20 protein-coding genes are annotated in these 16,946 nt (G+C 50.4%); 6 read left to right on the forward strand and 14 right to left on the reverse strand.

Annotation, left to right across the window (positions count from 1 at the left end):
- Positions 1 to 337 precede the first annotated feature (337 nt).
- Positions 338 to 835, forward strand: a complete 498-nt coding sequence (locus ON072_RS10190; protein ID WP_144379689.1) for a DUF523 domain-containing protein — start codon at positions 338 to 340, stop codon at positions 833 to 835.
- Positions 836 to 907: 72 nt separating this feature from the next.
- Here ON072_RS10190 and ON072_RS10195 read toward each other — a convergent pair whose 3' ends face one another.
- Both ON072_RS10195 and ON072_RS10200 read right to left on the reverse strand, forming a co-directional pair.
- Positions 908 to 1,846 carry an acyltransferase gene (locus tag ON072_RS10195; RefSeq protein WP_025010858.1) on the reverse strand — a complete coding sequence of 313 codons (939 nt, stop codon included), beginning with the start codon at positions 1,844 to 1,846 and terminating at the stop codon, positions 908 to 910.
- Positions 1,846 to 2,742, reverse strand: a complete 897-nt coding sequence (locus ON072_RS10200) for an acyltransferase (protein ID WP_238336411.1) — start codon at positions 2,740 to 2,742, stop codon at positions 1,846 to 1,848. Before ON072_RS10200 ends, ON072_RS10195 begins: the two co-directional genes overlap by 1 nt.
- Before the next feature lie 585 nt (positions 2,743 to 3,327).
- On the opposite strand from ON072_RS10200, the gene ON072_RS10205 reads away from it, so the two are divergent.
- On the forward strand, positions 3,328 to 5,631 hold the full coding sequence (locus tag ON072_RS10205) for a zinc/cadmium/mercury/lead-transporting ATPase (protein ID WP_261752978.1): 2,304 nt from the start codon (positions 3,328 to 3,330) through the stop codon (positions 5,629 to 5,631).
- Between the two features lie 79 nt (positions 5,632 to 5,710).
- Here the strand turns inward: ON072_RS10205 and ON072_RS10210 are convergent, their stop codons facing one another.
- From ON072_RS10210 to ON072_RS10225, 4 genes are all read right to left on the reverse strand, one after another.
- On the reverse strand, positions 5,711 to 6,553 hold the full coding sequence (locus tag ON072_RS10210; RefSeq protein WP_167716998.1) for a class I SAM-dependent methyltransferase: 843 nt from the start codon (positions 6,551 to 6,553) through the stop codon (positions 5,711 to 5,713).
- A 23-nt stretch (positions 6,554 to 6,576) separates the two neighbouring features.
- Complete coding sequence (locus ON072_RS10215; protein ID WP_117200217.1) at positions 6,577 to 7,296, reverse strand: SAM-dependent methyltransferase; 720 nt, start codon at positions 7,294 to 7,296, stop codon at positions 6,577 to 6,579.
- Positions 7,297 to 7,306: 10 nt separating this feature from the next.
- Positions 7,307 to 7,564 (reverse strand): YjhX family toxin, encoded by a 258-nt coding sequence (locus ON072_RS10220; protein WP_025010861.1) that lies wholly within the window; start codon positions 7,562 to 7,564, stop codon positions 7,307 to 7,309.
- Between the two features lie 265 nt (positions 7,565 to 7,829).
- The gene (locus ON072_RS10225; RefSeq protein ID WP_045283610.1) at positions 7,830 to 8,606 is read right to left on the reverse strand and encodes an AraC family transcriptional regulator; all 777 of its coding nucleotides are present in this window, start codon (positions 8,604 to 8,606) and stop codon (positions 7,830 to 7,832) included.
- Positions 8,607 to 8,760: 154 nt separating this feature from the next.
- On the opposite strand from ON072_RS10225, the gene ON072_RS10230 reads away from it, so the two are divergent.
- A complete protein-coding gene (locus tag ON072_RS10230; protein ID WP_107111705.1) occupies positions 8,761 to 9,876 on the forward strand; it encodes a multidrug effflux MFS transporter in 1,116 nt (371 codons plus the stop codon).
- A 322-nt stretch (positions 9,877 to 10,198) separates the two neighbouring features.
- On the opposite strand, the gene ON072_RS10235 is transcribed toward ON072_RS10230, so the two are convergent.
- Positions 10,199 to 10,972 (reverse strand): hypothetical protein, encoded by a 774-nt coding sequence (locus ON072_RS10235; RefSeq protein WP_274626044.1) that lies wholly within the window; start codon positions 10,970 to 10,972, stop codon positions 10,199 to 10,201.
- A 757-nt stretch (positions 10,973 to 11,729) separates the two neighbouring features.
- Here ON072_RS10235 and ON072_RS10240 point away from each other — a divergent pair.
- Positions 11,730 to 12,350: an inovirus Gp2 family protein gene (locus ON072_RS10240; protein WP_208142395.1), complete on the forward strand. Its 621-nt coding sequence runs from the start codon at positions 11,730 to 11,732 to the stop codon at positions 12,348 to 12,350.
- A gap of 42 nt (positions 12,351 to 12,392) precedes the next feature.
- Here the strand turns inward: ON072_RS10240 and ON072_RS10245 are convergent, their stop codons facing one another.
- From ON072_RS10245 to radC, 5 genes are all read right to left on the reverse strand, one after another.
- Positions 12,393 to 13,118 carry a lecithin retinol acyltransferase family protein gene (locus ON072_RS10245; RefSeq protein ID WP_274626045.1) on the reverse strand — a complete coding sequence of 242 codons (726 nt, stop codon included), beginning with the start codon at positions 13,116 to 13,118 and terminating at the stop codon, positions 12,393 to 12,395.
- A gap of 69 nt (positions 13,119 to 13,187) precedes the next feature.
- Positions 13,188 to 13,748, reverse strand: a complete 561-nt coding sequence (locus ON072_RS10250) for a site-specific integrase (protein ID WP_144134361.1) — start codon at positions 13,746 to 13,748, stop codon at positions 13,188 to 13,190.
- A gap of 108 nt (positions 13,749 to 13,856) precedes the next feature.
- Positions 13,857 to 14,264, reverse strand: coding sequence for a DUF2787 family protein (locus ON072_RS10255; RefSeq protein ID WP_051541625.1), 408 nt, complete (start codon positions 14,262 to 14,264; stop codon positions 13,857 to 13,859).
- Between the two features lie 75 nt (positions 14,265 to 14,339).
- Entirely contained in the window at positions 14,340 to 14,702 is a 363-nt protein-coding gene (locus ON072_RS10260; RefSeq protein ID WP_144134363.1) for a hypothetical protein, read from the reverse strand.
- On the reverse strand, positions 14,695 to 15,186 hold the full coding sequence (gene radC / locus ON072_RS10265; RefSeq protein WP_025888124.1) for a RadC family protein: 492 nt from the start codon (positions 15,184 to 15,186) through the stop codon (positions 14,695 to 14,697). Before radC ends, ON072_RS10260 begins: the two co-directional genes overlap by 8 nt.
- Positions 15,187 to 15,333: 147 nt before the next feature.
- Here radC and ON072_RS10270 point away from each other — a divergent pair, with 147 nt between their 5' ends.
- On the forward strand, positions 15,334 to 15,525 hold the full coding sequence (locus ON072_RS10270; RefSeq protein ID WP_144220510.1) for a helix-turn-helix transcriptional regulator: 192 nt from the start codon (positions 15,334 to 15,336) through the stop codon (positions 15,523 to 15,525).
- Positions 15,526 to 15,608: 83 nt separating this feature from the next.
- Here the strand turns inward: ON072_RS10270 and ON072_RS10275 are convergent, their stop codons facing one another.
- A complete protein-coding gene (locus ON072_RS10275) occupies positions 15,609 to 15,944 on the reverse strand; it encodes a hypothetical protein (RefSeq protein ID WP_037467365.1) in 336 nt (111 codons plus the stop codon).
- A 95-nt stretch (positions 15,945 to 16,039) separates the two neighbouring features.
- On the opposite strand from ON072_RS10275, the gene ON072_RS10280 reads away from it, so the two are divergent.
- Positions 16,040 to 16,303 carry a helix-turn-helix domain-containing protein gene (locus ON072_RS10280; protein WP_240539438.1) on the forward strand — a complete coding sequence of 88 codons (264 nt, stop codon included), beginning with the start codon at positions 16,040 to 16,042 and terminating at the stop codon, positions 16,301 to 16,303.
- A 415-nt stretch (positions 16,304 to 16,718) separates the two neighbouring features.
- On the opposite strand, the gene ON072_RS10285 is transcribed toward ON072_RS10280, so the two are convergent.
- On the reverse strand, positions 16,719 to 16,946 hold a 228-nt coding region (locus tag ON072_RS10285), incomplete at its 5' end, for a protein NO VEIN domain-containing protein (RefSeq protein ID WP_274626046.1).

The raw sequence follows: 16,946 nt of genomic DNA on the forward strand, positions 1-16,946 counted from the left end.
ACGTAAGTCTAATAATTTGGTGTTTTTGGTGGTTAAACCCTTACTTAACATTGTCTTGGGTTTATTTTTTAAACTTGCTGTTAGCATGGGTTTACACTTGCTATTGCAACTATTGTCGACAATCCCGTTTTAAACAGTTTTCTTGAGGGGCGACTGATAGAATGCTCCTTGTTAGCGGCAGACAAGGAAAAGAGCGAAGCTTGTTATCCGTAGCAGTGTCCCAGACCCTGGGCCGTTAAACCGAGAGCATGAGCCACTGCCAATTAGGCGAGGGCGGTTCCCCGGAGTGAATCGTTCGAGTGAGGAGAGAGGCAAGAGTGACAAGAGTGGACAAAGCATGAGCGCAGAAATCATCAACACAGCAAAACCGAATCGGATATTGATAAGCGCCTGTTTATTGGGGCAAGAAGTACGCTATGACGGTGGCCATAACTTGCTCAATGATGCCAGAGTGCAGCTATGGCAGGCCCAAGGGCGGTTTGTGCCTTTCTGCCCCGAGTGCGCCGGCGGCTTGCCGACACCCAGAGCTCCGGCCGAACAGATACAGGGACGAGTGCTGACCTGTGACGGTGAGGACGTGACAGAGGCCTTTGAGCGAGGCGCCGAGCTGGCACTGGCCAAGGCGCAGCAACAGCAAGTGGTTGCGGCCATTCTCAAGGCCCGCAGCCCTTCCTGTGGCAAAGGCAAGATTTACGATGGCAGTTTCTCCCGCCAACTCATAGAGGGCGACGGCGTGACCGCCGCCTTGCTGATGCGCCATGGTATTCAAGTGTTCAGCGAATTTGAGCTGGACACCGCCGAGAAGTATCTGACTGAATGCGATAAAAGTGCTTGAGTCGAAATACTCAGTTTTAAAACAACAATGCCGGGCTTAGACCCGGCATTGTTTTGTCTTGGACAATCACTGTCAGTGGCTTTTTTGTGCCAGCTTGCTGTAGTCGTCGGCGGGATGGCATTCGGCCAGCAACTGGTCTATTTGGGCATCCTTTTGTTGCCAGATGTCGTTGAGCCAGCGTTGAAACTCTACCCTGTACTCTGGCTCGCTGAAGTAGCGAACAGAATCCACCTGAGGCACGGGCAGAGCCTCGATTCGCACCACGATTTTGTGCACTTTACCCTGCATCACGGCGCCGAGAATATCCTTGGGGGCATCGGGATAAAGCACTGTCACGTTCAGCAAGGCATCAAACTGCTCGCCCATGGCTGACAAGGTGAAGGCAATGCCACCGGCTTTTGGCCGCAGCAGGTGCTTGTAGGGGGATTTTTGCCGCTGCCGTTTGTCTTCGGTAAAGCGACTGCCTTCCACATAGTTGATGATGGAGGTGGGCAAGTCTTTGAATTTTTCGCAGGAGCGCCGGGTCGTTTGCAGATCCTTGCCCCTGAGCTTGGGGTTTTTCTTCAGCTTTTCCGGGCTGGTGCGGTTCATAAAGGGCATGTCCAGCGCCCAGCAACCCAGGCCCATAATGGGAACATACAGCAACTCTTTCTTGAGAAAGAACTTCAGCATGGGGATGTTGTTGCGCAGGATATAGGTCTGCGCAGCAATATCAAAGCCACTGAGGTGGTTGCTGATCAGCAGATACCAACCATCTGGCTTGAGGCTTTCAAGTCCCTGCACATCCCATTCGACCTTGGCTATCAGGTGCAGTATGCCGCCATTACAGCTGGCCCAGGCCCACATGAACCGGTTCATTAACCGGGTCATGGCGATGCGGCCACCCTTCCAGGGCAGCAACAATTTGAACAGGCCGCCGATACACACCAGCGACCCCCAAACGGCGGTATTGATGATCAGCAAGCTCAGGCTGAGAATAAACAGCACAGGCCCGGGCAGGAAGTGCAACATCAGGAGTCCCCTTGAGAATGGTTTGCCTTGGCGGCCAATTGTTCCAGCACTTCATCCTTGTGCTGCCAGAGGGCGTTCAGCCGCTCCTGAAAGGCTTGTTTGAACTGACGATCATTGGCGTAGTCACCCCGCATCCCCGAGTCTATCTCCTTGACCTCCAAATGGAGGTAAACCTCAGGCAAACGGCCGCTGATATAGTCCCAAAAACTGGGGATCTTGCCGGGATAATAGATGGTGACATCCACCAGTTTATGGATCTGATCGCCCATGGCCGACAACGCAAAGGCCATGCCGCCGGCCTTGGGTCTGAGCAGGTGTTTGAACGGTGAGTTTTGCTTCTGGTGCTTGCTGGGCTGAAAGCGGGTACCTTCGACAAAGTTCATCACGCTCACCGGCTTGTGCTTGAATTTGGCACAGGCCTTACGGGTAATTTCAATGTCTTTGCCTCTGAGTTTCGGGTTCTTTTTCAACTCGGCCGTGCTGTAACGGCGCATAAAGGGAAAGTCCAGCGCCCACCAGGCCAGCCCAAGTACGGGCACATAAATCAGCTCTTTTTTCAGGAAAAACTTGAGAAAAGGGATCCGCCGATTAAGCAGTCGCTGCAGGATCAAAATATCGACCCAGCTCTGGTGGTTGGCTACCACCATATACCACTCCTGCTCTGACAGCTCCGGAAGCTCGTCTATATGCATCTTCAGCGGATGAAGCAGCTTTTCTATGCCGCCGTTAACGCTGATCCAGGCGCTGGCGCAGAAATCCAAAGCGTGGCTGCATAGGCGCTGTAATGGCTTTATTGGAAGCAGTTTTATCAGGCTGCCCAGCAGAATTGGCAGGCTCCAAAACAGGGTGTTGATAACATAGCCGCTAAAGGCAAGACAACCTCGAATCAAGGACAACTTGGGCTCCCTCAGGATCATAAAAAGAAAAATCGACCGACTATGTTAACCGCAGTCGCCACCTGGCTTCAATCTTAAGCTGGCGTTGACAGGGAGTTAGGGCCTGCTCACATAAGCATTGGTACAAGAGGTTTAACCAGCTTCAGCCGCATAAGTTGTGCCATCTATTCTTTGTGCTGTGCAGAAGATGGCTTGTAGTGCAGCGTCTTTCAGTATCTTCCTGAGCCTTTACCCGTATGTTGCTTTGTGGCGAAACTGCGCCTGGCACTTTAAATCCCCGGCGCATTTTTGGTGGAAGCTGGTTGACTGTCAAGCGCAACACTGGCGCCGGTAAATGGGACAATCGGCGCCGTTGTAGGCTAGGGCTGCATAGTGACAATCGCTGGTTAATTGATAGTGGCTGGCAGATAGGGCTTGGGCTGGTTGGTTAATTGATAGGGCTTTTGGGGCCGGGAAAATACTTTGGCACAGATGCTTGACTCTGGAGCTTACTCCAAGCTTTACACTCCTTGGCAATAACAAACGGCCCGGATAACAGCAGTTGGGTTCCGAGGCATCATTTGAGCCATAGCATGAGGCACAGTTATGAGTCATTCCTGTTGTGATCCCAAACCCACTCGCGAGACTGTGAAGGCGGGGGCTAAGGACCCGGCAAATTGCACCGATAGCCAGATAACCGGTAACGCAGTCAGTCATTCCAACGAGCATTCTGGCTGTCATTCGGCTTGTTGCCATGATCATCATGAGTCCCATCAGGCCGACTCCGCTGCCGAAGTCAACACTGTCCGGCTTGGTCAAGGTGAGCAGCATCAGTGGCAAATACTGGGTATGGACTGTGCCAGCTGTGCCCGTAAAGTCGAAACTGCGGTTTCCAGGGTGAGCGGCGTTTGCAGCGCCAGGGTGGTATTTGCCACCGAAAAGCTGCTGGTGGAACTGACGCCCGGCGTTTCGCCCCAAGGTATAGTCGATGCTGTGCATGCGGCCGGTTTTAAGCTTAAGCAGCAGACTCAGGCAGGTAAGGAAGGTTCCAAGCCCGGCCCGGGGAGCCGGCTTGGCAAATACTGGCAACCACTGTCACTGGCGCTGTTAATGCTGCTGGCGGCTCTGGCGCCTGCGAGTATCAGCTCCAGCCTGTTCACTCTGGCTACAGTTTGGGGGCTGTTGCCTATTGCCCGCAAGGCTTGGGCCCTTATTCGCAGCGGCACCCCTTTTGCCATTGAAACCCTGATGACAGTTGCCGCCATAGGTGCCATGTTGCTGGGCGAAACAGCCGAGGCGGCCATGGTGTTGCTCCTGTTTATGCTCGGTGAGCAGCTCGAATCGTTTGCGGCCGGCCGCGCTCGCGCCGGAGTCAGCGCCTTGATGGCATTGGTGCCGGATAAGGCATTGAGGTTGCAAGATGGCCAGAGGCAAGAGGTGGCCGCCTCTGAGCTGCGCCCGGGCGATATCATAGAAGTTGCGCCTGGAGCTCGCCTGCCGGCCGATGCCGAACTGCTTGATGCCTCGGCGGCATTTGATGAAAGCGCCCTTACGGGAGAATCTATCCCGGTAGAAAGGGTTAAGGGCGAACGGGTCGCCGCCGGCTGCCTGGCAGCCGATAGGCTGGTGAAGATGAAGGTTGTCTCCGAGCCCGGCAGCAACGCCATAGACCGCATCCTGCATTTGATTGAAGAGGCCGAAGGGCAAAGAGCACCGATAGAGAGATTCATCGACAAGTTCAGTCGCTGGTACACTCCAGCCATCATGTTGCTGGCCTTGTTGACTGTGCTGTTGCCACCTCTGCTGTACGCCGAGCCTTGGGAGCAATGGATCTACCGTGGTTTGACACTGTTGTTGATAGGTTGCCCCTGCGCCTTGGTAATTTCGACGCCGGCGGCGGTAACCTCTGCGCTGGCCGCCGCAACCCGTCAGGGAGCCTTGATTAAGGGCGGCGCGGCATTGGAAGCACTGGCACATGTCGATACCGTCGCCTTCGATAAGACGGGCACCCTCACAGAAGGTAAACCTGAAGTTACCTTGGTGGAGAGCCTCACTGAGCAGGATGCGACCAAGTGGCTCAGGGTGGCCGCCGCCATTGAATTGGGCTCACATCACCCCCTGGCACAGGCGATAGTCAATCATGCCAAAGCGCAGCGGCTGGAACTGCCAGGCGCAGAAGCTATTCGGGCCTTACCCGGGATGGGCGTTGAAGGACGGGTCGATTCGCAAAACTGGCGACTGTTGGCCCCTTCAAGGCTGCCAAACCTAGCTCCTGAGTTGCTGCAACGCGTCACAGAACTGGAGCAGCAGGGGCAAACCCTGGTGGTACTGTGTGATGCCGAGCGGGAGCTACTTCTTCCTGTGGCTATTATTGCCCTCAGGGATCAGCTGCGCGCCGAGGCCGCCGAAGCCATAGCCAAGCTACGCCATCTCGGTATCGACAGCATAATGCTGACCGGTGACAACCCAAGAACCGCCAAGGCGATTGCCGAGGAACTGGCCATCGATTGGCGCGCCGGGCTGCTGCCGGAAGATAAAGTTTCTGAGGTGGCGGCATTGGCCGAGCACCGCAATGTTGCCATGACGGGAGATGGTATCAATGATGCCCCGGCAATGAAGCGAGCCCGTATCGGTATTGCCATGGGCGGCGGAACCGATGCCGCGCTGGAAACCGCCGATGCGGCCCTGACCCATAATCAGTTGGGAGGGGTGGCGGCAATGATCCACTTGGCCAGGGCAACTCTGAGCAATATCCGCCAGAACATAGCCTTGGCGCTGGGGCTGAAGGCGATTTTTCTGGTGACCAGCTTACTGGGGATCACCGGCCTCTGGCTGGCGGTGATGGCCGATACAGGCGCAACTGTGTTGGTAACTGCCAACGCCTTGAGACTGCTTAGAAAGCGCTACTGAAATGTATTGGTGTTGATAACAATAAAAAAGAGGAAGGTACCTTAGACCTTAACACCTTCCTCTTTCAAACGGACTCAGGTTATGCCTTGGAGCATGCCATTAGTGTATAGAGCTTGCCCTCAAAGGTATTGCTGCTGGGCCACACTACAGTGTCTATCCGCTGAATCTTGTTGAAGCCGCACTCGTTTAACAGCTGCAGATATTCCTCATCTTGCCAAGCCTGCATCCGGCTGCCGAATCGCGTCACCTGGCCGTTTTCTTCAATCACCCAAAACAGTGTGGAACTGGTTTGGAGTGCCTCGTCCCAAGCATGCTCCGTCAGTAGCAGGTGGGGAGCATCGAGAAATAGGCCCTGTGAATGCCTTTGCCAGCTTGGCTCTGCCTGTCCCTGTCGTTTGACTTCATCAAAGCTGTGAACTTCCACAAGTAGTTTGCCATTCGGCATCAGCCAGTTTGCACAATCCTTGAGTAAACTCTTGGCATCCGCTGCGCTGAAAACATTCAGCTCACCGAAGGTCATCATGATGAAGTCAAACTTCTTGGTCGGCCGGTAGCTTCTGACATCCAGCAGTTGATAGTCGATATCCAGTCCAGCCGTCTGCGCTTGTTGTTGGGCGTAGGTTATAGAGGCTGGTGAGAAGTCGACGCCGGTGCAGCAAAAGCCGCGTTTTGCCAGCAATTGAGTGTAAAAGCCGGGGCCACAACCCAGATCCAGCACTTTTGCGCCAGGAGCCAGTTGGCTGCAGAGCCAATCTACCTGGCGCTCAATCACCGCCAGTTTTCTACTGGCCCAATCGTGCTCCTGGGAGAGGTGGTTTTCCAGCATTCGCTGGCTGAAATCGGCATCATTCCAGGGAATTTTGCTTTCGTTCGGCAACAGCCTTATTGGCAAATGCTGGCTGATTAGCTTATTGATATTCATACATTTCCTTGCTTTTCTAAAGCTTACTTGTGTATGCAGCCTGTCATTTTGGTAAAGTTGAACCACTGGCCGTTTTCGGCGGCCATCATCTCGCGATCCCGTACGGCATAAGGGTTGTCGCATGCCAACCACTCCTGCCATGCCTGGGTGCACTGCCCGCTCTCTTCGCACAGCTCCAACTGTAAAAATGCGCTCTGTTGCCAGAGTTGCATCCACCAGTCGACGGTGAAAAAGTTCATCCCGGGCTGCCACCAGGGGGCCAGCTCAGGGGCAACGCTTTGCTGCAGTGGAAAAGGCTTTTTCAGCCCGGGTACCACTATGGCGACCTGACCGCCCGGCTTGATGAAAGGGGCGAGGTGGGTGTCAAAAAACGCTGAACTGGCACCAAAGTAGTGATAGGCATCGATGGACAAGACGGCATCGAAACTGTTTTCTGCAAATGGGGCATGTCCCGGCCGCATCTGGGTTACGTCAAAGTTTACCGCCGTGATCCTGTCTTCCAGGCCAGCGGCCTTGAATCTTGCCTGGTTGTCTTCGGCCGCTATCCAAAGATCCATTGCGGTGACTTCGAGGTTGAAGGCCTTCGCCAGATAGATGGAGGTCATGCCTGTGCCACAGGCCAAGTCCAGCACCCGCATCCCTGGTTGCAGTTGCAGTGACCGGCAGACTTCTTCGGCCAGCAGCAGGGCGTTGGGGCCCATCATGTTGCTGTTGATATAGTCACGGGAAAATAGTGTATTCATCTTTCTTTCCTCAACGGTTGTCCAGTTGGGCGCGCACATTGTGCAAGCCGGCCGTGGTTATGCGATAGGGCTGACCTTTGACAGATTTGATCAGTTTTTTGGCTTTGAGCTTTTTGAAAATGGCGAGGGTACAGTCGCAAAGAACAAGCCCTTCGCGGCTATAACATTCAACGGCTGTGACGCGACCTGAAGTGTCGCGGAAATAACAAATGCGTCCGCCTTTGGCGAGGACGTGCAGGGTACGTTGTTCCTGACGGGATATATTCATACTGGAAAAACTCGATAATCATCATGAGCAAAACATGCGGGCACTTGTCAGTGTCCACCTTTGATTTACGCGCATTGATAATCAGACCGGCCTTGGAAGGTCAGTTAACTGATTATCTGATGATTACAATCTCCAGCATCAATGCCTCAATGAGAGTTGAAAGTAGCTTTACCGCTCAATTTTTACCACTAAGGATGTTAGATGTAAATCAGCCGGTTGGGGAACTGTGATTTTAGGCTGTTGTTTGTGCATTTGACTCTTGTTTTCAGTTGATTGGATTGTGAATAAAGCTCAAAGGCGTTTGGCCCGTCTGCTTTTTAAAAAACGCAATGAAGGCGCTGTCGGAAGAAAACGCCAGATTGTGGGCCACTTCACTGACAGATCTGGCGCCGGATAGGAGTTCAATGGCCTTCAAAAGGCGCCACTGTTGGCGCCATTGCTGATAAGTCATACCGGTTTCAGCCTTGAATAACCGGGTGACTGTCTTGGTGCTTGCGCCGACACTGCCGGCAAGTCGGCCTATATCAGGCGCGAGAAACTCTTCCTTGATAAGCTGCTGGCGGAATCGGCGAAACCTGCGATCCCGTGGCAGTGGCAGCTGAAATGAATGTTTCTTGGCGGCATAAAACTCTTCCCAAAATAACGCACTGCTATTGGCCATATTCTGCTCCGGTGTGTCCCAAGGCCACAGTGCCATCTTGTCTATCAAGGCTTTCAAGAGGGCGTTGACCTCTATCATGCGAAGCTCAGCCGGAGTGTTGAACCTGGCGCAATCAAAATACAAAGAACGATAGGCCACCACATTGGTCATTACCGCGCGGTGCGAAATACCTGGCGGGATCCACACGGCTTTGGTGGGCGGCAAGATGCAGATGGCGTTCTCCAATGCAAAGCTCATGCAGCCGTGGGGGGCATAAAGTAGTTGCCCTTTATGGTGTTGGTGCATGCCCGAATCGTGCTGGCCAACATCGGCCGCAATGCCGATAACACTGGCTGGAAAGGTATCCGCATCGAACTCAGTTTCCTGCTCAATAATCGCCATGATGTCCCTATTTTGATGTTTCTTGTCTTTATGTCGTTAACGTGCCGTTTCATCACGAGTATACACTGCGTGCCGACTTGGAAAAGCGCGGATCAAGCCTGCATAGAGGAACAGGGCTTGTTCGCAGCTTGCTTGATTGTGATAAGGATAAGAGATGAAAACCAAACCTTCGCTATGGTTGATGCTGGCGCTACTGATGTTCCCGCAAATAGTGGAAACCATTTACAGCCCGGCCCTGGGGGCGATTTCGCAGACATTTGCCGTGTCCTACCCTCAGGCGGCGCAAACTCTATCGGTTTATTTCCTGGCTTTCGCTTTGGGCGTGGCAGTGTGGGGCATAGTGGCCGACAGTTGCGGCCGTCGCCCGACCATGTTGCTGGGACTCTTTATCTATGGCGTCGCAGCCTGGGTGGCCATGTCAACAACCAGCTTCGCCGTGCTGATGGCCGCCAGAGCCTGCAGCGCTTTTGGTATTGCTGTCGGCTCAATCGTCACCCAAACCATGCTGCGTGACGCCTTCAGCGGCGAAGAGTTGGGGAAAGTGTTCAGTGTGATGGGGCTTGGGATTGCCATCAGCCCTGTTATCGGCATGTTTTCCGGTGGCCAATTGGTCAAGGTGGGTGGTCATCATGCGGTATTTTTAGCTTTATTTATTATGGCCTTGGGATTATTCGCCTATTGTTTTATCAGGCTGCCGGAAACCCAAACCAGCAGGCAGAGTTTGCAACTGGTCGCCTTGAGTAAACGTATGCTCGGTGACAGGCAAATCTGGCAATCTGCGCTCTTGGTCACTGCTTATAACGTCGCCCTGTTTTCTTACTACCAACTCGGTGGATTCAACTTTGCCAGGCTTGGGTTCACGCCGGAACAGTTCGGTTACAGCGGCTTAATCCTTGGCCTGGGTTCACTGGTTGGCAGCTACAGCAATAAACGCTTGATCTCCAAGGGAGTCTCTCAAGGTAAGCTCTTGCAAGGCGCCGCTCTATTGCTGCTTCTGGGAGCCATAGGAGTACAACTCTCGCTGAACTCCATCGGGTTTCTGGCGCCTATGCTACTCGTGGTTATGGCATTCGGAATAGCTATCCCCAATGTGCTCAGCATGGCCTTGGCTCAGTACCGACAGCAGGCTGGCAGCGCTGGTGCCCTATTCGGCTTGATGTACTACTTACTCATCGGCAGCGGCCTTGCTCTGGCAGGCGCGGTGCAGCACTTGGGATGGGTACTGTTAGCCTGCGGCAGCATGGCGCTGTTGGTAAGCCGGGTTCGCTGATGAGTTTGCCGCAGTTGGCTACTATTCAATGCAGAGTTTGCGCTATTAGGCCTTGTCTCCGGTCTTAGTGTTCATTTGTGCGTGCCGACCAGCTATTAGGTAGGAGCTAGAAATGACAAAGCCCCTTATTGAAGGGGCTTTTTGAAATGTGATTTGCTGGTTTTTTGAACGTTTTTAACAGCGCGGAATATCACTCCACGTTTTGGATCTTCTTGTGGTCTATTTGGTGAATTCTTTTAAAAACATATAGTTGTTGTGTATTTTTTAAGCGTGGATGAACAATGCCCACCGTATTGCCCACCATTTGGTCATTGAGCTTTAGTTAGTCTAACAGCAACTTTTCTATTAACTCATCAGGTGTAATGCTCAACTTGCTAGCCTGTTTGCGAACTTTATTTAGGCTTTTCTCGCTTATCACACCTTTTTGTTTCTGGTTTGTCCTAGATTTCTGTTGGGCCCAGCCATTCTTGAGCTTTTTTAATTTATCTTTATCGAATACTCCTAAAAAGGTGTCATAAAGTAGAATGGCGTCATGATATTTTTCTTTATTATCCCGTGGCGCTAACAGAAAAATGTTGTCCAGTAGCTTACTGGAGTGTTCCCAAATCCAATCGCATTGCTCTTTGTTGTCTATATCAAGCCAGTCTATTTTTGCCCTTTGGGGGGCATTTTCAACCCAGTTTTTTTTGAGCTGTTCTACTTTTCTGAGCTTTTCAGCCATAGGTACATTCAGATAATCAAAAAAATCAATAATAGACTGATAACGATCTTTTGTTGTGAATGCATATGTATCAAATGAAAATGTTGGAGGTAAGTAAATTTCTTTAGTTTTCTGCTTAAACTCAATGACGAGTTGACCCCAAATCCAATTGCATTGTCTTTCTAATTTTGGTGAGAGCCATGAGATGTTATCTAGAGCAATTGCTTGATGCTCCCAAAATTTCTTTATATCTACTTTGAGTTGTTTAGCTTGGCCTATCGATGTTTTCAGGTAAATTCCTTCAGTTAATTTTAGCTCATCTTGTCCGAATGGGAGGTATGAGACTCCTTTGAATTCCAACCATCTGATAATGAAATTTCGCTGTCTTCTATTCATATTCGTTTGTTCAGTTAGAAAGCATTTATTTATAAATAATATAACGCAAACTTACGTCATTTAGAATCCAACTTTTTGATATATTTTGACTGGTAATTGTCATTATTTCCATTATTTATGTCATAAAAACGTAAGCGTTACTGCGGGGAAATACCTTGTTTTAGACGTTTTTGTTGGTTTTTGACGGTAGTTTTTCATATTGCATAGGTAAATTTCTTCAACGGTCGAATGCAAACGTTTCCTGTATCTCTGGCATTCTTCAGTCATTAAGGAAGGTGCGAACAAGTCCCATGTGTGGTCTGCGTCGGCTTACTGGCTTGGATGCAAGGCGTGGTTCGCAGCAAATGGCCCTAGTCCTTTGCAAGAAGCACAACACCGCAGGCAGGCCTGTAAGCCACGCCCTTCGAGGCTTACACAGCAACCGGCTCTCTGCGTTATCCGACTTCGACAGGCCCCGGCATGCCTTCAGTCAGATGCCTTGAACGCCAATTGCTGTGTAAGCCAGAGTGTCACGAGGACTTATTCGCACCTTCCTTAACTCCAGAGTACTGGTGCGATAAAAGGGCTATGTAATAGCATTAATAAGTTCAAATTTCCCAGGCTCAACTGATAACGGTCATTTCGGTATAGTAATATATTAGCTGTAGGTTATTTCTCCTTGGTCAGGGGGAGGATGATTGTAAGTTTAAAATTACAGTACCTGTTCATCTTGTGTTTATACGTGTTGTTTGAACTAACTAAACACAAGGACATATCCATGAAAGGCTTTGACACTAACACCTGCTTTTCTATTGCAGGCAAGTACGATCTATCTAACGACTATCTCAATTCAATCCATGCAGTGGTGAACCGACATTTAGCGAGATTTACGCGGGTTACGATTCTTAGATTTGATTTACGCTTCCCAGCCTACCTTCAATCAGATGACACCGCGGTAATCTCTCGTTTTATCGAGGCATTTAAAAGTCGTTTAAGGGCTTGGAAGGATAGACGTGCTTCAGTCCATCCGATTGGTTTCGGTTACATATGGTGTCGAGAGCAGGTTGACGGTACAGGGAATTGGCACTACCACGTGGCCTTTGTTTTTAACAAAGATGCGGTATTCACCTTTGGCACTCAGGTGCTCGGAGAGGACAATACATATAACCGTATTTTTGGGGCATGGGCTAGTGCACTTGGGCTGAATGTACAATATGCCATTGGCTTAGTGCATATCTGTCAAAATGGTGTGTACTGGCTAGATCAAAATGCAGCAGACTTTGTGATGCATTATGATGCAGGGATGAATCGTCTTAGTTATTTGGCGAAGAAAGAAACAAAATACATAGGTGATGGTAATCGCCACTTTGGTAGCAGTCAGAAGATTTTCATGGGGTAATGGCTAAGCAGTCAGGGGCATTCGCGCCTGACTGCTTAAATATCAGTAGCGTAGCCAGCTCCAGATATCCCTACCAACATCCACTATTGCCACAATACCGTCTCCGGTAACTTCAAGGGGTTTGACTATGGTGCAATCTACAGCCGTTTCCAATGAACCTTTGACGAGTGATGTTGCAGCTTCACTATAGTTTCCTGCTCTTAAATGCCCGGAGGACGTACTCAGTGTTTCACAGGTGCCATTGATAAAAGTCTCAAGTGGTTTGGCTACCAAATCGCCTGGAGTCCCAATGGCCCTGTTCACTGCATCCGGTAACCCAATGTATTCACCGACGGCTTTGGCTGCTGTTGATGCAAGGGTAATATTGGCCAGGCTCCCTTGTGCTGCACGTTGAGCGGCATTGCCAAGCAATCCGGCTCGTGCTGTCACTTGTGCGGTGAAATGGAGGTTGTTACTGACCTGGTTGGACGTTTCTGTTTCATCGATACACCAGTTGACGAAGTGTTCACAGTTATTGCTGAGCAGGTGATAGGGCCGATAACCGAGTAAGCTCTTTGCTCGCTCCACAGAGCTGTCTCTATCATATGCAATCGCTTTGCGACGAACCTTGGCCCCACCCGAGAATTCACTCAGACTGAGTTGCTCAACAAAACCATCTTTACGTTGGTGGATAACTTGGTCATTCCCAACACACAGACCATGGTGTTCAGTCAGTCCAAGCGGATCGATATTGGTAACCAGATGATCACCGGCTTTGAATTTCTTCATGTTGTACTCCAAATAAAAAGAGAGCAGCGCCCTTTTAGGCAACTGCTCTCAAGTGGGAAAGGTTTAGGGTTAGATTTCCAGTTCAATAAAGTCGCGGTCTATCTGTTGTTGGGTAATGCCGATGTAACGCAGCGTGACCGCTTCCGATTGGTGCCTGAGCATACGCATCACTCGGCCAATATCCTTGCAGGATTGGTACAAGTGATAACCGCGAGTTTTACGCATTGAGTGGGTCCCTAACGCAAGCCTGATGTCTTCACCAACGAAGGCAAAGGCTTTGGTCACGGCTCGACGACTGAGCGGCCTAGGCGCTGCATGTTGCATCTGCTGGCTACGATAGGATTGAAACAGATAGATGTGGTCAGGGTGACGCTGGCGGATAGCGTCGATCAAAGCCTTGGTTTTGGCGTTGAGTTTAATGTCGGCTCTTTTACCGGTTTTTTGCTCAATGATGCTGAGCCTGTCACCTTGGATATCACTGAATCTGATCGCCAGTAGATCTGAGATCCGCAGTGCCAGATTAAGACCGATATTCCAGACATCAGCCATCTGCTGACCAAAGTGACGCTCAAGCAGATAACTGATAAGCTTGATGGTATCACGGCTTTTCACCGCCTCGACTTCTTTCATGATGAAGTTCCCTCATTTGGCTATTTGATGAATATGGGAACCAGCCTCTTGCCAACCCCTATCGGGCCTGGGTTTGCTGGTGCCCACAATACCTTTTTGAGAACCACTTCAGTGGGCCTGCACTTTGACGACATAAGCGTCGATGGCGACATAGCTGAGGAAGTTCTTGAGCAGCAGTTGCACCAACCCCGCGACTTCCCGCAAAGGCCGAGTTCCGTAAAAGGTGCTGTAAACCTCCTGAGCCTGAAAATGCACGTCAATCTCCCGCTCCAATTCCGGCATGACCCGGCCATAGAAAGCGAAGTCGGTAAAGTAGCTGAGTGCCCAGGCATCGCCCTGACGACTCAAACCTATCTCTACCGGATGGAAGCCACCCCGCTCGGCGTTGTAATCCGGATCGGCAAAATTGAGGGTGATAAAGCGGGCTTCCTGGGTTTGATAGTCCTTGGCGTGCATCTTTAGCAGTTCATAAAAGTCGGCGGGTAACGTCAGAGCCTGGTACTGGATAATGTTCATATCGATTCTCCATAAACAAAAAGCCCGCTTGGTGGAATGCCAAGCGGGCAGGGGGATAGATAAAAGGTTTGCGGTTCAGCTGTGGGCGCTCCAATTGGGTTGGGTGTTGGAGCCGTGATTGAAATAGCAGCCGTTGATCACCTTAAGCCAAGGACCAAACGGCACGCCGTAAGTGTCGCAGCGCTGCAGGTAGCGACAAAAGCCGATTTCCCTGGGAATGTGACCATTCATATCCTTACGGCATACATACAACACGGTTTTGCGCAACGACGTTAATGGCATCACCTGGGGAGCACCAATCGCCTCGCCAGTGTCATTCAGCGGCCGCTCGAATGTGGGCAGGGTAAGCTCTCTGAGTAGATACGCCCGCAATTCAGGGAATGCCTGACAGGCTTCAGCCACCGCAGCCTGCGAAAAGCTGTCGGTAAACTCAATCATGGCGTCTTCCCTCCAGCCAACCTCGCTCGGCAAACGATACACACTGGTCGCCCACCACAATGTGGTCCAGCACCGGCACATCTATGGTACTGAGAGCGTTGATTAACCGCTCGGTGATACGCCTGTCGGCCTGAGAAGGTTCGGCAACGCCGGAAGGGTGGTTGTGAGTGAGGATAACTGCCGCTGCATTACAGCTCAGTACCGCTTTAACAACTTCCCTGGGGTAAACACTGGCAGCATCAATCGTGCCGTAAAACAGCTCCGTGAACTCAATTAATCTGTGCTGGCTGTCCAGCATCATGACCGCGAATACCTCGCGTTCATGTTGATGCAACTTGAAGCGCAGAAAGTCCATGGTTGCGCTTGGGTTGGTGAATACGCCATCTCGAACATAGCGCTCGGCGATGATGCCGGCCGCGGTTTCGAGGATTTGACTGGATGTGTGAGACCAGTTGTTGCTGGGTGCAGAAATGGTTCTGTGCATATCGCCTCCTTGATGATGACTCTGGTTTATGCACAGGGGTGATATATATCTGAAAATGTTTCGAAAAGCGGGCTGCAGAGTGGGGATACGGAAAAGTTAAAAATTACTGGCAGCGCTTATGTGATGAGTCAATAACAGGAGCTCATCATGAAACTATTACGATTGAAGCAGGTGATGGATTGTACAGGGTTAGGTCGCTCGTCTATCTATAACTACATTAGCGAGGGACGCTTCCCAAAACCTGTGAAGCTTGGACCGAGAATTGTGGCTTGGGTTGGCGCTGAAGTAGAGGAGTGGATTCTTGAACGAATTGAAGACCGGGATGAAGGCTTGGCGTAGGTAACGTTTAAACAAGTGAAGGAAGGGAATTGTCAGTAGCACCTGACAATTCCCTTCTTCCCATATTTGACTGAATCTCGGCTTTATCCACTGAACTGGGCGTAACCTAGTACATTGGACATAAACCCCTGTGTTGCCATAAAACCAATAAGGCCACCGATAAACTGAGGGCCGATACTCCAAAATACGCGCTTGTAAAAAGCGTCTACTGCGCCGGTGGTTAGGTAAATATCGGGTCTGACAAAGTCCAGAAACAAGCGACCTATAAAAGCCCCAGTGCCGGTAAGCAAAGTGCCAGACACTAAAAAAGCCAACCATCCCAAAAAACCAACAGAGACATGGCTGTTGAATACTGTTACCAGCACCATGACAAACATTAAGACAAAGCTAATTATCAAATATCGAATGTATCTATCCATTACAGCAACTCCTGAGTAAATCGGGCTTAGCCCTTTGATATTCGCTCCTAAATATGGCCGAAAGCAAAATATCCCAAAATGGGATATTTTACAACATGACTTACTATCCAGCCATGCAAAAAAGCTGGTTGGAACGCGAAGAGTCGCTACGTAATGAACTGAAAGCAATGCGGAAAAACGCAGGGCTTAGCCAAACTCAACTTGCGGAAAGACTCAACAAGCCTCAGAGCTTTGTTTCTAAATATGAAAGTGGTGAGCGACAACTGAGGATTTTGGAGTTGGAGGCTGTTTGCATCGCTTGTGGGACATCGAGTGCTTCTTTCTTAGAGCGTTTTTTTAAAGTATATCCCCTCAACTGAAGTGACCTAAGTTCATTTCCTTCTCAGAGCTTTTGTACCAACTTGATTCAGTATCAAATTCGGCGGATGAGTCAGAGAGGCATTGAACTATGTGGTTTTCTTCTTTGAAATGTGTTTTGCAGTGATTGGTACTCGCAAATTCAACTCCAAACTAAACTTCCCTTCAAATACGGAATCCGGTTTTCGTTGACATTCCACAATGAAGCTCACATTTCTAGAACCGTGAAACTTGGCCCCCCGTTTGATGTCATTGGTTGAAGAAGTGTAATATGCGTATAAGGGCCCCGGCTTAGAAATAGAACTGGGAGCCCAAAAAAACTATTGGTCAGTATCCATGATTTTTTGTTAGATCAAGGTGTTGGGTAATGTTACACTACTGGTTGCTAACGAAATCTCCCAAGATTCAATTGAACATTTAATCACTAGCGATTTCGCGCCACCCATGATCGAAAGTAAATGTTTGAGCTTTGGCTGCTGGATTCTGAATTCTGAGCACTCGGGCATGCATCGGATCGGTTGCTCGTTCAACAACATATAACCAGTATGCTTCACCCTTTTCGCGGGCATAGTTGAATTGAGTGTGTGAAAGGCCAACAGGGCGGTCTTCTAACGTACCCGTCATTGCTTTCACTTCGACCCATCG

Source organism: Shewanella sp. K8, assembly GCF_028823715.1.
Lineage (GTDB): Bacteria > Pseudomonadota > Gammaproteobacteria > Enterobacterales > Shewanellaceae > Shewanella > Shewanella algae.

Coding starts and splice junctions, on each gene's coding strand:
- ON072_RS10215 (WP_117200217.1), bottom strand. CDS start 7,296: ATGAATACACTATTTTCCCGTGACTATATCAACAGCAACATGATGGGC.
- ON072_RS10195 (WP_025010858.1), bottom strand. CDS start 1,846: ATGTTGCACTTCCTGCCCGGGCCTGTGCTGTTTATTCTCAGCCTGAGC.
- ON072_RS10190 (WP_144379689.1), top strand. CDS start 338: ATGAGCGCAGAAATCATCAACACAGCAAAACCGAATCGGATATTGATA.
- ON072_RS10275 (WP_037467365.1), bottom strand. CDS start 15,944: ATGGATAGATACATTCGATATTTGATAATTAGCTTTGTCTTAATGTTT.
- ON072_RS10245 (WP_274626045.1), bottom strand. CDS start 13,118: ATGAAGAAATTCAAAGCCGGTGATCATCTGGTTACCAATATCGATCCG.
- ON072_RS10270 (WP_144220510.1), top strand. CDS start 15,334: ATGAAACTATTACGATTGAAGCAGGTGATGGATTGTACAGGGTTAGGT.
- ON072_RS10205 (WP_261752978.1), top strand. CDS start 3,328: ATGAGTCATTCCTGTTGTGATCCCAAACCCACTCGCGAGACTGTGAAG.
- ON072_RS10250 (WP_144134361.1), bottom strand. CDS start 13,748: ATGAAAGAAGTCGAGGCGGTGAAAAGCCGTGATACCATCAAGCTTATC.
- ON072_RS10240 (WP_208142395.1), top strand. CDS start 11,730: ATGAAAGGCTTTGACACTAACACCTGCTTTTCTATTGCAGGCAAGTAC.
- ON072_RS10230 (WP_107111705.1), top strand. CDS start 8,761: ATGAAAACCAAACCTTCGCTATGGTTGATGCTGGCGCTACTGATGTTC.
- ON072_RS10280 (WP_240539438.1), top strand. CDS start 16,040: ATGACTTACTATCCAGCCATGCAAAAAAGCTGGTTGGAACGCGAAGAG.
- ON072_RS10260 (WP_144134363.1), bottom strand. CDS start 14,702: ATGATTGAGTTTACCGACAGCTTTTCGCAGGCTGCGGTGGCTGAAGCC.
- ON072_RS10225 (WP_045283610.1), bottom strand. CDS start 8,606: ATGGCGATTATTGAGCAGGAAACTGAGTTCGATGCGGATACCTTTCCA.
- ON072_RS10220 (WP_025010861.1), bottom strand. CDS start 7,564: ATGAATATATCCCGTCAGGAACAACGTACCCTGCACGTCCTCGCCAAA.
- ON072_RS10210 (WP_167716998.1), bottom strand. CDS start 6,553: ATGAATATCAATAAGCTAATCAGCCAGCATTTGCCAATAAGGCTGTTG.
- ON072_RS10235 (WP_274626044.1), bottom strand. CDS start 10,972: ATGAATAGAAGACAGCGAAATTTCATTATCAGATGGTTGGAATTCAAA.
- radC (WP_025888124.1), bottom strand. CDS start 15,186: ATGCACAGAACCATTTCTGCACCCAGCAACAACTGGTCTCACACATCC.
- ON072_RS10255 (WP_051541625.1), bottom strand. CDS start 14,264: ATGAACATTATCCAGTACCAGGCTCTGACGTTACCCGCCGACTTTTAT.